Raw genomic sequence first — 15,137 nt, 5'->3', positions numbered from 1 at the left:
CTATCCCTCCCTAATAAAATGTCATATGAGGTTTCTCATCTCTATAATAATTTAAACGATCTTGCAGTGTCCCTGAGTGAAACTCAAATTTATGACCGTCAGGATCAACAAAGTATATAGATTCGCAATCTCTGACATCACGTTCTCTTCCTTTTAAAATATGAACATCATTTTCTTCTAATCGCTGTATTAGATATTCAAAGTCTTCTTGTTCAACAGAAAATGCAATGTGCGTATAAGATTGATGAATCTCATTTCTCGGAATATGTGTCTCTTCATTAAGCGCTATCCATACTCCACATATGTTAAAATACGCCAATTTCCTCCCTTTAACTAATAATTCTCCTTCTAATACTTTTTCATAAAACATAATAGAGTTTTCTAAATTAGATACCGAAAAACAAATATGATTGATTCCCCTTAACAACTATAATTCCTCCTTATACAAATAAAAGATGAGCGAAAATTCACTCACCTTTTATTGTACTATTTTTTTGTAACATATGCCCATTTATAACTGAAGTCCCCGCCAAACGTATGGTTAGCAATGCCTTTTACAAACGGCTTCTCTAAATAAGCTGTACTTTGTTGGTACGTAGGAGAAATTGCTGCGTCTTGACCAATTAAGATTTTTTCAGCTTCCGCAAGTGCATTCCAGCGTGCTTTATCATCTTTTAATAGCTCTCCTTTTGATTTCGCTACTAAATCATCATACTTCGGATTAGAATAATCCATTTCATTAAATGAGCTTCCAGTAACAAACATATCAATATAAGTCATTGGATCCGGATAATCAGGGCTCCATGCAGATAATGAGAATTCATATTGGAATTTCTTTTCTAAATCTAGCTTCTGCTTGTATGGTTGCTGTTTCAAATTCACTTTAATACCAGGCAAGTTTTTCTCTAGTTCTTCTTTAATAAAGTCGCCTACTTTTTTACGGCTACCGTTATCATCGTTTAGTAATTCAACCGTAATTGTATCTTGACCAAGCTCTTTCTTCGCTTCTTCCCATAATTTTTTTGCTTTCTCTGCATTATCTTTACTATCACGGAAGTTTTTATTTACAGAGCGGAAGTCTTTTCCATCCGGACCTGTCGTGAATTTTTCAGGTACTAAGAAATATGCTGGCAATGAACCGTCATTTAAAATGACATCAGCAATTCCTTTTTTATCATATGCCAAATCAATTGCTTCACGTACTTTTTGGTTTTTAAATGTTGCATTTTTTTGGTTAAAACGCAAGAAATATATGCGTGGATCTAACTTCGTTTTAAATTCATCTGGTTTATTCTTTTTATATTTATCAACAAATTCAGAAGTTAAAATAACTCGATCTGCTTGATCACTATCATATAAATTTACTCCCGTGCTTGTTTCCTTCACAATACTTACATTAATTTCGTCTAACTTTACAGTATCTTTATCCCAATAATTAGGATTTTTCTTTAACTGATAATTTTGTTCATGTTTCCATTGACTCATTGTAAATGGTCCATTATATAATAATTTATCTGCTTCTAATCCATATTTATCTCCTTGCTCTTTCACATATTTTTCATTTAATGGGAAAAATGTAGGGAACGACGTAAGCTCAAGAAAATAAGGTGCTGGTTGCTCTAATTCTACTACCAACGTTTTATCATCCTTCGCTTTAACACCCAATTGATCTGCTGGTAATTCACCTTTATTTACTTTCTGTGCATTTTTCACATCAAATAAAATGAATGCATATTCTGCCGCTATTGCTTTATCTAATGTACGTTGCCATGCATATACAAAATCTTGTGCTCGAACTGGATCACCATTTGACCATTTCGCATCACGTAATTCAAATGTATATGTCTTTTTATCTTCACTAATCTTCACATCTTTTGCCATACCTGGTGTTGGTTTATTATCTTTATCTAGACGATATAAACCTTCCATTGCATTTACAAATACACGGAAAGATACAGAATCCGTTGATTTAGATGTATCCATTGAAGGAATTTCAGCTGTTTCTAGCAAATTTAAAACTTGTTTATCGGCCATTCCCTTATTCGATTCTTTCTTCGTTGTCGAAGCCTTCTCACCATTCCCACATCCTGCAACCAATACACTCGTCGTTAACGCAAGTGCAGCAATTGTTGTTGTCTTTCTCTTCATTCTTCCTTCCCCCAATCTATATGTATAAGTTAAATCCTATATAATATATTTTATTATACAAAAAATTCTGATTATTTTAAATATTTATTTTAACATACATAGAAAAAAGCGATCGGAAATTTCTTTCCAGTCGCTTCCTTGAATAGCATTTACTTGTAATCCATCCTCTATATCAAATGGATTTTGAACTTTAAATATTTCTTCCATCAGCTTCAAAAACTCTTCTTCAGTTTTAGATTCACCATTAACCATAAGTGAGTATGGTTCCACTTCACCTAATTTATAATCGACAACAAATTGAATCTTCACCTTTTGTCTTGGCGTTCCGGCGTTATATCCTTGGAATTCTACTAATTCTAACCCTTCCGTTCCACGATAATATATCCAACCTGAATTTTGAAAATAATTTTCGAAAGATTCACCTATTGAAAAGAAAGGATATTCATAAAGCGAGCTTGTACGAACCTTTTGAATAACGTCTCGATCAGTCGGAAAAAAGAAATGACTAAAAAATATGCTAGCAACTGCTAAAATAGTAACAATTGTCGCTCCCATTTTGCTCGTTCCGCCGCTATCATTGATTAGATAGTTTTCAACTGATTTATCTTTTATTTCTCTTGCTTTTATTCGGTATATACGTCTTTCCGCAAATTGATAGTATAATCCATTTGCAAAAATCCCCATTCCAAACAGAATAAAAATGAGTAATAAAAACGTAAGAGGTACCATATTAATGATTGGCAACGCTACATTAAATCCCATATAATACGAAAATGCATCACACGCTACTAATAACAACATAAATAAAGCAGCTGGTACATAATACTTACGATATCCTAGCCAGCCTATATTGAAAATAGCAGCCCAACCATTCCAGCTCCACCTAGCAATCCGCTTATTCTCAAGCTCCCATTTCCTTTTGTAATACGGATATTGTCTCCCTACATATACTTCTAGTTCTTTATCTATTAACGAGCTGCCTTCATCTTGTTCATTATCCAAGTTTCGCTGACAACTTGCACAATTTAACTGTTCCTCCTCGCAAGGTTGCCCACAATTTATACATTTCAAAACAATCCCTCTTCCCATACATACGTCATTTCAAAATACCTTCGTGTTTTAATAACCACTCTTTCCTCCATAAACCACCTGCATATCCAACAAGCTTTCCACTCTTTCCTATTACACGGTGACATGGAACGATTATTGAAATTGGATTCCGACTATTTGCCCCTCCTATTGCCCGTACAGCTTTTGTATTTCCAACCTTCTCTGCAATATCTAAATATGAAGCACTTACGCCGTACGGAATAGTATAAAGAGCATCCCATACATTTTTTTGAAATGCGGTTCCCTCCGCAGACAGCGGGACCGTAAACTCTTTTCTTTTCCCTTTAAAATATTCATCTAACTCATTTATACATTGTTCTATCATTTCATTTTTATTCTCTTCTTGTCGTTCATCAACAAATATAACAGACGTAATGCCTTCTTGATTTGCTGTAATTTCTAGCAAACCTACTTCGCTTTCATAATAAGCCTGGTACATATGTCATCCTCCAATTCAGTTCATATTAGTCATTGTAACACGAATAAACAAAATTTTTCGTATAAGCGTTTTATTAGAGAAACAAAAAAGAGAATGGTAAAATATAAGAAAATTCAATCAAGGAGGCTATTTGATGAATTCCAAGCTTTTTTCACCTTATACAATTAAGAACGTTACACTAAAAAATCGTATCGTTATGTCGCCTATGTGTATGTATTCATCGGGGAATGAAGATGGCCGCGTTACGAATTTCCATCTCATTCATTATGGAACTCGCGCTGCTGGCCAAGTAGGTTTAGTTATGGTTGAAGCAACTGCCGTTTTAGCTGAAGGACGAATTTCTAACAAAGACTTAGGCATTTGGGATGACAACCTAATTGAAGGCTTACATAAAACGACTACTTTTATACATGATAACGGTGCAAAAGCTGCCATTCAACTCGCTCACGCCGGAAGAAAAGCTGAATTAGGTACGAATGCTTTCGCTCCTTCTGCAATTCCTTTTAGTGATACGATGAAAATACCAGTAGAAATGAATATACAGCAAATCAAAGAGACTATATTAGCTTTTCAGAGGGCCGCGTTACGTTCAAAACAAGCCGGATTTGATGTTATCGAACTACATGGCGCTCACGGTTACCTTATCAATGAATTCCTATCACCACTTACTAATAAACGAACGGATGAATACGGCGGCTCACCTGAAAACCGCTATCGCTTCTTACGCGAAATCATCGACTCTGTAAATAAAGTTTGGGACGGACCAATATTCGTTCGTATTTCAGCAAATGATTATCACCCTGACGGACTAACAGTTCAAGATTATGTTCAGTATACAAAGTGGATGAAAGAACAGGGAATAGATTTAATCGATTGTAGTTCTGGTGCAGTTGTACCAGCACATATTGATGTGTATCCTGGTTACCAAGTACAATACGCCAAACATATTAAAGAGTATACTAAGATTGCAACTGGTGCAGTTGGATTGATTACGACTGGATCTCAAGCAGAGCAAATTTTAAATGATAACGAAGCAGATTTAATTTTCATCGGACGTGAGTTACTTCGCAACCCGTACTTCCCGAGAATAGCAGCCAATGAACTTGGCTTTGAATTGCAAGAACCTCACCAATATAAGCGAGCACCAGGAAAAATTCATACGAATAAATAAAACCGAGAAGTCATTCTTCTCGGCTTTATTTATTCTATCGTTGTAATTTCATTTGAATTATAAGTATGGATACCCGATTCTTCTCGCAGCGCGGTTATATACATCCCTTTCGCCACATCTTTAGCTGAAATTGGTTTATACTTTTTGAAAGCCCCTTTAAAGATAAAAGGAATAATACGAGATAACTTTTCAGCCATTCGTTCACCGAAACGAAATTCTTGTCGATTTCCTACTAATAATGATGGTCTAAAAATGTGAATACCACCGATCACTAACTTTTGCAATTCTTCTTCCATTTTTCCTTTCACTTGTGAATAAAAGAAAAATGATTTAGGATTCGCTCCCATAGAAGACACAACAAGGAAATTTTGTACCCCTTGTTTTTCAGCTAAACAAGCAGCTCGTAACGTATATTCATAATCTACTTTTTTAAAATTTGCTTTTGTTTTTGCTTTTTTTATTGTTGTTCCTAAGCAACTAAAAACATCATCCACAGCAAAGAACTCTTTATATTCCTCTAATACCGAAAAATCAACTTGTTTCTGCTGTAACTTTTCATGTTGCCATTGCATTGGATCTCTTACAAAAATAGTAACCGAATCATAGTAATCTGATTCAAGTAATAGACGCGTTATCTCTTGTCCAACTAAACCACTTGCACCAAGTATTAACGCTGTTCGCTTATTCATATATGCATATACCTCTTATTTTACTTTTCTCTCCTTCAGTAAAATACAACCTTTAGGAGTTTCCTGATCTTATTTTACCACAAGTAAAACACTATGCGTACGCATAGTGTTTTACTTACTCTTTTTTCTCATCTCTCTCTTGTAATTTCGTTATTGTTGTAGCGTCCCCTAAATTACTTATTAATCTTCTTAAAAAAATTAATACAAAAGATAATGGCAATACTACCGCTAATATTAATAAAATAGCTTCCATTAAGTAACCCAAACGCTCACCCCCCTCTTTAACCTCCTTTTCAATATATGAAAACAGCGTTGTCACATATGCATGCATTTGCAAAAATAATACACTTATATTTGACAACTTTATAACAAAAACAAATCGGAATGATTATTATTTATTGCAACTTTATTAAAGATGTATTATACTAAGTTCGCAAACTAAAACGTAATTATTCCGTTTTGTATTAAAATGATATTTTTCTTCTATAATTGGGGAAAATATATCCGTAAAAAAGAAAAGAGGAAAACTTCATGCCTAAAAGATTGACTATATTTTCATTCTTACTTATTTTTACCTTAATTTTCGCTGGCTGCTCAAATAAAAAAGAAAGTAATGCCAAGAAAGATGGAAAGCTAACAGTTTATACAACGATTTTCCCACTTGCTGATTTCGCAAAGAAAATCGGTGGCGACTATGTAAATGTTGAAGCAATTTACCCACCTGGTGCAGATTCACATACATTTGAACCAAGTCAAAAACAAACAGTACAAGTTGCAAAAGCTAATTTATTCGTTTATAACGGCGCTGAATTAGAACCATTTGCTGAAAAAATGGAAAAAACATTACAAAAAGAAAATGTTAAAATTGTAAATGCATCTAAAGGTATTGAGCTTCGTGCTTCTACTGAAGAAGAGCATCATGATCATGGAGATGGCCATAAAGAAGATGAACATCATCACGATAAAGACCCGCATGTTTGGTTAGATCCTACTCTAGCAATGAAACAGGCGGAAAAAATTAAAAATGCACTTGTAGAATTACAACCTGAACATAAACAAGAATTCGAAAAAAACTTCGCCGCACTTCAAACTAAATTTACTGATTTAGACGATCAATTTAAGGCAGCTGTAGCGAACGCAAAAACGAAAGAAATTTTAGTTTCTCATGCTGCCTATGGTTACTGGGAACAACGATACGGCCTAAAACAAATTCCTATCGCTGGAATTTCAGCTTCTGATGAACCATCTCAAAAGCAGCTTGCTGACATTACAAAAACAGTAAAAGAACATAGTCTAAAATATATTTTATTCGAAACGTTCTCTACTCCAAAAGTAGCATCCGTAATTCAAAAAGAAACTGGTACAAAAGTTTTACGCTTAAATCACTTAGCTACTATTTCTGAAGATGATGCGAAAAATAATAAAGATTACTTCACTTTAATGGAAGAAAACGTAAACACATTGAAAGAAGCAACAAACTAATCCATTATATTTTCTAGGCAGCTGAATCTGGTATTCAGCTGCCTTTTTATGTATTTATCCTTGACTTGACCAAAATAACAAGTAAAATTATCCATATTAGCTTTAAAGCTATATTAATTTAGAAGGTGAGTTGGAATTATGAATCTTCACATTTGTGAAGTAACAGCAAAAAATTGGCGTTCAGTAGTTGCTTTAAACGTCACAAAAGATCAGCAACAATTTATTGAAAGTAACGCGTTTTCTTTAGCAGAATCATTATATGAAGGAAACGGAACGTCAGTAGGTTTATATGATGGAGAAACACTTGTAGGTTATGCAATGTATGGATGGTATTCAGTAAAACATAAAAGTGTATGGCTCGATCGCTTTATGATTGACCAACAATATCAAGGAAAAGGATACGCAAAACGTTTCCTTCGCTTACTCATTCAATTCTTACAAGAAAAATTTGAATGCAAAATAATTTACTTAAGTTTACATCCAGACAACAAACTTGCAATGGGACTGTATGAATCATTTGGTTTCCGCTTAAATGGTGATATTGATGATGAAGGTCCAGTTGTAGGTGTTGTAATGGAGTTACTAATAGACGAAAATACAAGCCTGTGAAAACAGGCTTTTTATTATACATTTATCAATTTTTAATTTCTTTCCCTTATTTAATTCTGTTTTGCAATCTAATAGAATGTTCATAAAAAATAAGCCTGCAATTTACGCAGACTTATTTCACACACTCCTGAAAATGTTCTTGGAACCACTCTTTATTAATATCTCTTCCGATGAAAACTACTTCACTTACTCGCTCTTCACCCTCTTGCCACTCTCTATCGTACGAAGCGGCAAATAAAGTATGTACACCTTGGAAAACGATACGTTTATCTACTCCATCTATCGATAAAATTCCTTTGTAACGATATAAATATTCCCCTAGCTCTTGAACGACAGCTGACATCCACTCATTAAGCTTTTGTAAATCCAGCGGACGTTCTTCACGTAATACAAATGATTTCACACCTTCTAAGTGATTATGTTCTTTATGAGGGTAAATTTGCAACGTATCTTTCGTTTTAAACGTTTGGATTTGTAATAAAGATGGTATATCTACCTCACAGTTAGTCGCCTCAATTAACTTTGCAGTCGGGTTAATTCCTTGAATTTCATGCAAGAGATTTTCTTTCTCACTCTCTTCAATTAAATCTAATTTATTTACTAAAACGACATCCGCAAACGCAATTTGCTCTTTTGCCTCTAATCCTTTTTCAAAATGTTTATGTATATGATAACTATCTACCACCGTTACAACACCGTTAATTTGGTATGCAGATTGAATGACTGGATCTAAAAAGAATGTTTGAATAATCGGCCCTGGATTTGCAAGTCCAGTCGTTTCAATTACTAAACCATCAAAATCCATTTTCCCTTCTGCTTTTACGTCCAGTAACTGTTTTAAAGCAACAAGTAAATCTTCACGTACAGTACAGCATAAACAGCCATTTGTCATTTCCATAATTTCTTCTTCTACATTCATAATCAACTGATTATCAATGCCAATTTGCCCTATTTCATTTACAATCACCGCTAATTTCTTACCGTGATTTTCTGATAAAATACGATTTAATAAAGTCGTTTTCCCTGATCCAAGAAAACCAGTTAATATTGTTACTGGAATCATTCCTTACATCTCCTTATAGCTATATGTTTCTACATTATAGCATATAGAGAAAATCATTTTTTTAGCAAAACATATTTATTGTATGTACGCCCCCCAAACTATATAATAATACGTAGTAAGAAAGCCTTTTCAAAATAATAATCATTCATCAAGGGGGTACTTATAATGGAACGAGTTCAAATGAATGAAACGCTCGAATTCTCTCGTATTATTCAAGGATTTTGGCGTTTAGCAGAATGGAATATGACGAAACAAGAATTACTTTCTTTCATTGAAGATTGTATGGATATGGGAATTACTACTTTTGATCACGCTGACATTTACGGCGGATATACGTGTGAAGGGTTATTTGGCGAAGCTTTACAATTAAAGCCTTCCTTACGAGAAAACATGCAAATTATTACAAAGTGTGGAATCGCTCCCCCATCACCAAAATTTCCAGAGCGATATGTTGCTCACTACAATACTAGTGCAGAGCACATTATTCAAAGTGCAGAAGCATCACTAAAAAATTTACATACAAATTATATTGACGTATTACTTATTCATCGTCCCGACCCTTTTATGGATCCAAATGAAGTGGCAAAGGCATTTTCACAATTAAAACAAGAAGGAAAAGTTCGTCACTTCGGTGTATCTAACTTCTTACCTTCACAATTTAATATGTTAAGTTCTTACTTAGATTTCCCGCTTATTACGAACCAAATTGAAGTTTCTGCATTGCAGCTTGAGCACTTTGAAAAAGGGACAATTGATTTATGCCAAGAAAAACGAATCAATCCAATGATTTGGTCACCTCTTGCTGGTGGGGAAATCTTTACTGGTCAATCAGAACGCGCCGTACGTGTACGTGAAACTGTGCAAAAAGTTGCTACTGAGCTAGGTGTTACTAGTATCGATACGGTTATGTATGCTTGGTTACTTGCGCATCCAGCTAACATGATGCCAATCGTTGGATCTGGTAAATTAGATCGTGTAAAAACGGCCGCTCTTGCTACAAACGTTAAATTAGATCGTCAACAATGGTTTACAATTTTCGAAAGCTCTAATGGACATCCTGTACCATAATACACAAAAAGAAGAGCTGTTTCTTTACAGCTCTTCTTTTTTATATGTATTTCTCGTCATTGCAAATACACACATATCCCTTAATCCATTTCCATCTACTGCAATACTCGCACTTTCTAAAATCCCCTCTAATTTAAAGCCCAATTTCTCAGGTATCGCTCTACTCTTTTTATTTAGAGAATCACAACGAATTTCTACACGGTTTGCTTTCAATTCAGAAAAAGCATAATCCGTTATACCTTTCGCAGCCTCTACCATATAGCCTTTTCCGCTAAACCTTGTATCAATCCAATATCCGATTTCAAATTGAGGTATATCCCAATTAATACGATGTAATCCGGCAGAAGCAATAAATTCACCTGTTTCTTTCGAAAATACTAGTAATCTTAAATCCTCACGTTGCAAAAATTGAATATGCGATTTTCTAATACTCTCTTCTATTTCTTCCTCTGTTTGCTCTTTTTGTGCAAAAGCCATCCAAGGTTTTAGTTCTTGTATTGAAGCTTGAATTGCATCATATACAACTTTACCATCTCCTGGTTTCGGCATTCGAATAAAAAGCCTGTCAGTATAAAATTCAGAAGCAAAATCGAATAATAACGGATTCACTGTAAACACTCCCTATAATTCTTTTATATATAATAATATCCATCTCAATTTATATAGTAAAGAATTTTCTGAATTAAAAACATTTTACTCATTCACTTCCATCGCTACAAAAATTCCAGATTCAATCGCACCTTGAATCCATCCGTGATATAGCGTTGTATGATCTCCAGCGAAGAATATTCTCCCCTCTGGTTTGACAATCGCTGGTTGTAGCTCAGATTCTTGACCTGCTTGAAAAAGCGCAAATCCTCCAAGCGCATACGGATCCAATGTCCAGCTTTTTGATATTCCAGATATGAACTCATCATACACTTGACCACCTAATATTGTTGCTAAGTTGTGTAAGGCGTAATAAATACGATCGCCTTTTGATAAACCATCCCATAACAATGCATCGTAAGACCATGTATAGCTACCTAACATCATAGCAGGTCCTTTTTCTCCAATTCCATGACTTGGATAATAGGCATAACGAATTGGCAAATCTGTTATAATTCTGCCACCTAATTGCCCTTGTTCTTCCCAAAATCTGCTTTTAAATTGAATTCCTATTTTCGTCGCAGGCATGTAATGCAATTCACGAATTGCTTTCCATTTTTCATGAGATATAGAATCAAACGGATCTACTTCTACAAAACGCATTGTCGAAAACGGGATAGTAACAATAACTAAATCTCCTGTAATACTACTATATTCAAAAGTTTCCTCGTTCCGATAGAAAGCTGTCACACCATTATCGTGTTGATGTAACTTCATTAATTTTTGATTATATATAATATTTTCTTCTAATTGCGGTAAAAATGACTTTGGTAATCTATCATTCCCGCCCATAATTTCACAAAATCCGCTCTCCTCTTGCATAATGTATAGAAATCGTAAAGTCTCTACAAACGACCGCTCTAAAAAACCTTCTAAATCTAATAGAACACCGATCATCTCAATTGTTACTGGCGAAAAGTAAGTATTATACTGATAAGGATGATACTTTAAAAATTGTCCTGTGGAATATCTCCCAAAATCCTTCACTACAACATCCCAATTTTTCTCTGGATTTCTTTTAATAAAATTTATTATCGGCTGTACTGCTAATAACAATAGTTCTTCAGACGTTTTTCCCACTTCGTTCATTTCCACAGGATACCTTAAAATACTCGGATCCTTTTCATATTGTTTCAACGTCGTTTTCCGTCCATTTACATAAATAATATCCGTCTCATTCCTATTAATAAAAGGACTCACCTGTAGCCCAAATTTTCTTATATATGCCATCGTTAACCTATGTGTATACGGAATTCTCATTGCTCCCACATCTAAATATAATCCGGTATCTTCCATTCTAACTGTCTCTATACGGCCACCTACCCGGTTGTTTGCTTCAAAAATTTTCACATCATGTCCTGCAGCCTTTAATAAAGATGCTGAAACTAATCCAGCCATACCAGCTCCCACTACAATAATTTGTTTTGGACTTATCGTCTTCTTCAATCCTTTATCTATAACTTTTAACGCTTCATCCATTTCAGTGTTATACATTATATCTTTCTGCACAATTCCACCCCTTATTTCATCAAATGGACGTTAGTGGTTTAGTGCATTTTATTCATAGATCTCCATAAACATAACACCATTGCAATTTGAATATTCACTAAAAATACATAAGAGACAGATTTCATATTTCTTTATGCTTCGTATAATATAGCAACTGCAAAGAAGGAGTGGTTAAAAATGAAACATACTTATGACTACCATGCTACAAAAAAACATTTAGAATTAAAGAAACAAAACTTATGTAAAAAACTTAGCAATATGACACTATCTGCAAAAGAACGTGAACAGCTAAAACGTGAAATTGACAACTATGAATATATTTTAAATCTAGTCGAAATGAATCATTATGAACGCGGATTTTCTCATTAAAAGCGGAAATAAGATTATCCGCTTTTCATTTTGAGCATTTCACTACGCATTTTTCATAAGTAAATATATAATAGGATGTACATTAAGATTGAGAGGTATATTCTATGATCAAGTTAAGTGTATTAGACCAATCACCTATTTCAGATGGTAGCACAGCAGCCCAAGCTTTTTCACATACAGTTACGCTTGCACAAGAAGTTGAAAAACTCGGATTCACACGTTTTTGGGTATCCGAACATCATAATTCCGTAGGCTTAGCTGGTTCAAGTCCAGAAATACTTATTTCTCATATTGCCGCAAAAACGGACCATATTAGAGTCGGTTCAGGTGGTGTTATGTTACCGCATTATAGCCCATATAAAGTCGCTGAGAATTTCCGTATTTTAGAAGCACTGTATCCAAATCGTATCGATCTCGGTGTTGGTAGAGCCCCTGGTGGTATGCCAATAGCAACTCGCGCACTTCAAGAAGGGAAAATGGTCTCACTTGATCAATATCCAGAACAAATTGCAGACGTTGCAATGTACATACATGATCAAGTACCAGAAAACCATCACTATGCAAACTTAAAAGCCACTCCAGTTATCCCAACATCTCCTGAAATGTGGATGCTCGGTTCTAGTGGAGAGAGCGCTAAAATTGCTGCAAACAACGGAGCTTCTTTCGCATTTGCACAATTTATTAATGGCTTTGGAGGCCCTGAAGTTATGAGGGCTTACCAAGAACAATATCAGCCCTCATTTTTAGGAGATAAACCAAAGTCAATCGTTGCTATTTTTGTTATTTGCGGAGAAACAAATGAAGAAGCAGAAAAAATTGCTTCTAGTTTAGATTTATCAATCTTATTATTAGAGCAAGGAAAACGAACTACTGGTACACCTTCTATTGAAACTGCTCAAAATTATTCATACAGCGCTTATGATTTATTCCGTATAAAAGAAAATCGTCAACGTATGATTGTTGGTGATCCGTCTTCTGTAAAAGAAAAAATAATAAACTTAAGCAAAGCATACAATACTGACGAATTTATGATTGTCACGATTACTCATCAATTCGAACATAAATTAAAGTCTTATCGCTTACTAGCAAATGCTTTTAATTTATAATTCTAAAAAGAGATGCATCACATATGATGCATCTCTTTTTCTTACTACTTATTGTTTTCATTTCCTATATATTCAATAGCTTCTTTTAATAGCTCATCAAAGTTAATAGGATAATTATGATCTAAGTCAGGCACAACTTTATACTTATGTTCTATATTCTTATCTCTTAATAGTTGCACAAATTGCTGCACGGATTCGAAACAATCTTCATCTTGATCCCCGCATACTATATATCCTTTTATATGTTTATCCTGCAGCACACTCAACAACTCATCCCATTCTTCAATCTTGGGAAGCCAGGGTGCCATAAAAACAAAACCATCTACATCTATATCTTTTTGTAAAATCGTATATAAAGCTACTCTTGCCCCTGCAGAAAAACCACCAATTATTACATTTTCTACTGTATGATTTTCTATAAACTTATTGTAATGCTCTTTTAATTCCCCTTTCCCTCTCTCTAGATCATCCCAAACAAATCCATCTGAAAACTGAATTTGTGAAGACTGTGGTAAAGCTAACGTGTAATCTTGTGTCAAAACTGATTTCCAATATGGCTCTACTATTTGAATATTTTCTTGGTCACCATGTAATGTAAGTAGTAGATTTCCCTCTTTCTTGCTGTATATATATTTCACGTCTGGTCTTTCCGTTTTATGTGCTAATCCTTCTCTTTCTTTACATAATTGAACCATTGTATGAAATTCTTCAAATTTATGTAGTGATTTTAAATCATCGTCCGAAATTAAATACTCATTTCCATACCAGAATCCCTTTTCTATAATGGCCTCTCTCATTAAATGTAATGCTTCTTTTTCAAGTCCCGATGCACTTGCGAGCGCATACTTAAAATTATATATTTGCGCCTCATTCCCTATTACACCTGTAGCATTTTCCATTATATAATTGTACGCTTCAAAACTTCCTTTATTTGCATAACAACGTAACGTTTCATTTAATAATTGAATGTAAGTCATACTATTTTTCATGTACCAATTCCCCCGAAACCTTTTATAATATTTTTTTGCGAATCTTTATACCACTTTGTATAACCTACGCTAACAATATCTTATTCTCAGAATGATGCTTAATAGTTACTCTTCCCTGTCCAATACATTTAGTATAAATGAAAATAGACTGAAAAATCAATATTTTAACAAACAAAAAAAGACAACAATATATGTATTGTTGTTTTCATTACATCTACCCGCTCTTTTGTTTTTTTCTATCTGGTTTACTTGAAACTAAATAATGTTTTTCTGAAATATATAAGTCTCTTTTTAAGCTACGATTTAAGTAAGGTCCTAGTTTCATTCCGCATATGAGGCGATCTTCGCTACCTTCAACAATTGGGAACATTTCTTTTTCTGTTACGTATTGATCTACTGCTTTTTGTACGACATCAATTTCTTTCACTAGGTTTAAATTTTCTGCTGTATGTTCAAATACCTCAAGCGTTTCCTTCGTTATGAGAAAATCATTTGTTGGAAATGCAGGTAAATACGGTTTTAACAAATCATAATTCACTGTATAATCGTCATTTACTAATACTGTATAAACAATATTAGCATTCGTTTCTAAAAACTGAGCCATCGCTTGTTCTAATTCATCTTTCGTAATTTCCCGCTCTTCTTTTCCAGTTCTGAAAAAGCGAAACATCGCATCGCCTCCTTTTTACTATATTATAGCATAAAAGAAAACTGAAAAATCATAAAAAAACCCATTG

General features: G+C 34.2%; 17 protein-coding genes. 6 read left to right on the top strand and 11 right to left on the bottom strand.

Annotated features, from left to right (window positions below; translation table 11 throughout):
- Window positions 1-10 precede the first annotated feature (10 nt).
- From fosB to ASE54_RS03335, 4 genes are all read right to left on the bottom strand, one after another.
- On the bottom strand, window positions 11-427 hold the full coding sequence (fosB, locus tag ASE54_RS03350; RefSeq protein WP_000943764.1) for a FosBx1 family fosfomycin resistance bacillithiol transferase: 417 nt from the start codon (window positions 425-427) through the stop codon (window positions 11-13).
- 59 nt (window positions 428-486) lie between these two features.
- The gene (locus tag ASE54_RS03345; protein ID WP_000824270.1) at window positions 487-2,148 is read right to left on the bottom strand and encodes a peptide ABC transporter substrate-binding protein; all 1,662 of its coding nucleotides are present in this window, start codon (window positions 2,146-2,148) and stop codon (window positions 487-489) included.
- A gap of 84 nt (window positions 2,149-2,232) precedes the next feature.
- Window positions 2,233-3,219, bottom strand: coding sequence for a DUF2628 domain-containing protein (locus ASE54_RS03340; RefSeq protein ID WP_014895226.1), 987 nt, complete (start codon window positions 3,217-3,219; stop codon window positions 2,233-2,235).
- Between the two features lie 25 nt (window positions 3,220-3,244).
- Window positions 3,245-3,697 carry a methylated-DNA--[protein]-cysteine S-methyltransferase gene (locus tag ASE54_RS03335; protein ID WP_000283913.1) on the bottom strand — a complete coding sequence of 151 codons (453 nt, stop codon included), beginning with the start codon at window positions 3,695-3,697 and terminating at the stop codon, window positions 3,245-3,247.
- 133 nt (window positions 3,698-3,830) lie between these two features.
- On the opposite strand from ASE54_RS03335, the gene namA reads away from it, so the two are divergent.
- Window positions 3,831-4,868: an NADPH dehydrogenase NamA gene (namA, locus tag ASE54_RS03330; protein WP_001086172.1), complete on the top strand. Its 1,038-nt coding sequence runs from the start codon at window positions 3,831-3,833 to the stop codon at window positions 4,866-4,868.
- Window positions 4,869-4,897: 29 nt separating this feature from the next.
- Here the strand turns inward: namA and ASE54_RS03325 are convergent, their stop codons facing one another.
- Together ASE54_RS03325 and ASE54_RS36185 are read right to left on the bottom strand one after the other, a co-directional pair.
- Entirely contained in the window at window positions 4,898-5,557 is a 660-nt protein-coding gene (locus ASE54_RS03325) for an oxidoreductase (RefSeq protein WP_001042730.1), read from the bottom strand.
- 115 nt (window positions 5,558-5,672) lie between these two features.
- Window positions 5,673-5,822 (bottom strand): hypothetical protein, encoded by a 150-nt coding sequence (locus tag ASE54_RS36185; protein WP_000540932.1) that lies wholly within the window; start codon window positions 5,820-5,822, stop codon window positions 5,673-5,675.
- Window positions 5,823-6,088: 266 nt separating this feature from the next.
- On the opposite strand from ASE54_RS36185, the gene ASE54_RS03315 reads away from it, so the two are divergent.
- On the top strand, window positions 6,089-7,039 hold the full coding sequence (locus tag ASE54_RS03315; RefSeq protein ID WP_001126157.1) for a metal ABC transporter substrate-binding protein: 951 nt from the start codon (window positions 6,089-6,091) through the stop codon (window positions 7,037-7,039).
- 138 nt (window positions 7,040-7,177) lie between these two features.
- The gene (locus tag ASE54_RS03310) at window positions 7,178-7,648 is read left to right on the top strand and encodes a GNAT family N-acetyltransferase (protein ID WP_001048684.1); all 471 of its coding nucleotides are present in this window, start codon (window positions 7,178-7,180) and stop codon (window positions 7,646-7,648) included.
- A gap of 112 nt (window positions 7,649-7,760) precedes the next feature.
- On the opposite strand, the gene ASE54_RS03305 is transcribed toward ASE54_RS03310, so the two are convergent.
- Complete coding sequence (locus ASE54_RS03305) at window positions 7,761-8,711, bottom strand: GTP-binding protein (protein ID WP_000613427.1); 951 nt, start codon at window positions 8,709-8,711, stop codon at window positions 7,761-7,763.
- Window positions 8,712-8,876: 165 nt separating this feature from the next.
- On the opposite strand from ASE54_RS03305, the gene ASE54_RS03300 reads away from it, so the two are divergent.
- Entirely contained in the window at window positions 8,877-9,779 is a 903-nt protein-coding gene (locus tag ASE54_RS03300) for an aldo/keto reductase (RefSeq protein ID WP_000442823.1), read from the top strand.
- 24 nt (window positions 9,780-9,803) lie between these two features.
- Here the strand turns inward: ASE54_RS03300 and ASE54_RS03295 are convergent, their stop codons facing one another.
- Together ASE54_RS03295 and ASE54_RS03290 are read right to left on the bottom strand one after the other, a co-directional pair.
- Window positions 9,804-10,388 carry a GNAT family N-acetyltransferase gene (locus ASE54_RS03295; protein WP_001068731.1) on the bottom strand — a complete coding sequence of 195 codons (585 nt, stop codon included), beginning with the start codon at window positions 10,386-10,388 and terminating at the stop codon, window positions 9,804-9,806.
- A gap of 84 nt (window positions 10,389-10,472) precedes the next feature.
- Entirely contained in the window at window positions 10,473-11,936 is a 1,464-nt protein-coding gene (locus ASE54_RS03290; RefSeq protein ID WP_001168122.1) for a flavin monoamine oxidase family protein, read from the bottom strand.
- Window positions 11,937-12,113: 177 nt separating this feature from the next.
- Between ASE54_RS03290 and ASE54_RS03285 the strand changes: the two genes are divergently transcribed.
- Window positions 12,114-12,305, top strand: a complete 192-nt coding sequence (locus ASE54_RS03285) for a DUF3896 domain-containing protein (protein WP_000683363.1) — start codon at window positions 12,114-12,116, stop codon at window positions 12,303-12,305.
- Between the two features lie 104 nt (window positions 12,306-12,409).
- Window positions 12,410-13,411, top strand: a complete 1,002-nt coding sequence (locus ASE54_RS03280; protein ID WP_000594034.1) for an LLM class flavin-dependent oxidoreductase — start codon at window positions 12,410-12,412, stop codon at window positions 13,409-13,411.
- Window positions 13,412-13,455: 44 nt separating this feature from the next.
- Here the strand turns inward: ASE54_RS03280 and ASE54_RS03275 are convergent, their stop codons facing one another.
- Both ASE54_RS03275 and ASE54_RS03270 read right to left on the bottom strand, forming a co-directional pair.
- A complete protein-coding gene (locus ASE54_RS03275) occupies window positions 13,456-14,400 on the bottom strand; it encodes a hypothetical protein (protein WP_000798311.1) in 945 nt (314 codons plus the stop codon).
- Between the two features lie 214 nt (window positions 14,401-14,614).
- Complete coding sequence (locus ASE54_RS03270) at window positions 14,615-15,070, bottom strand: DUF3939 domain-containing protein (RefSeq protein ID WP_000488205.1); 456 nt, start codon at window positions 15,068-15,070, stop codon at window positions 14,615-14,617.
- Window positions 15,071-15,137 lie beyond the last annotated feature (67 nt).

It is taken from the genome of Bacillus sp. Root131 (assembly GCF_001429475.1).
In the GTDB taxonomy this organism is placed as follows: Bacteria; Bacillota; Bacilli; order Bacillales; family Bacillaceae_G; genus Bacillus_A; species Bacillus_A thuringiensis_S.
Note: the sequence above shows the minus strand (reverse complement) of the source record. Positions and strands in the feature narration are given on the sequence as shown.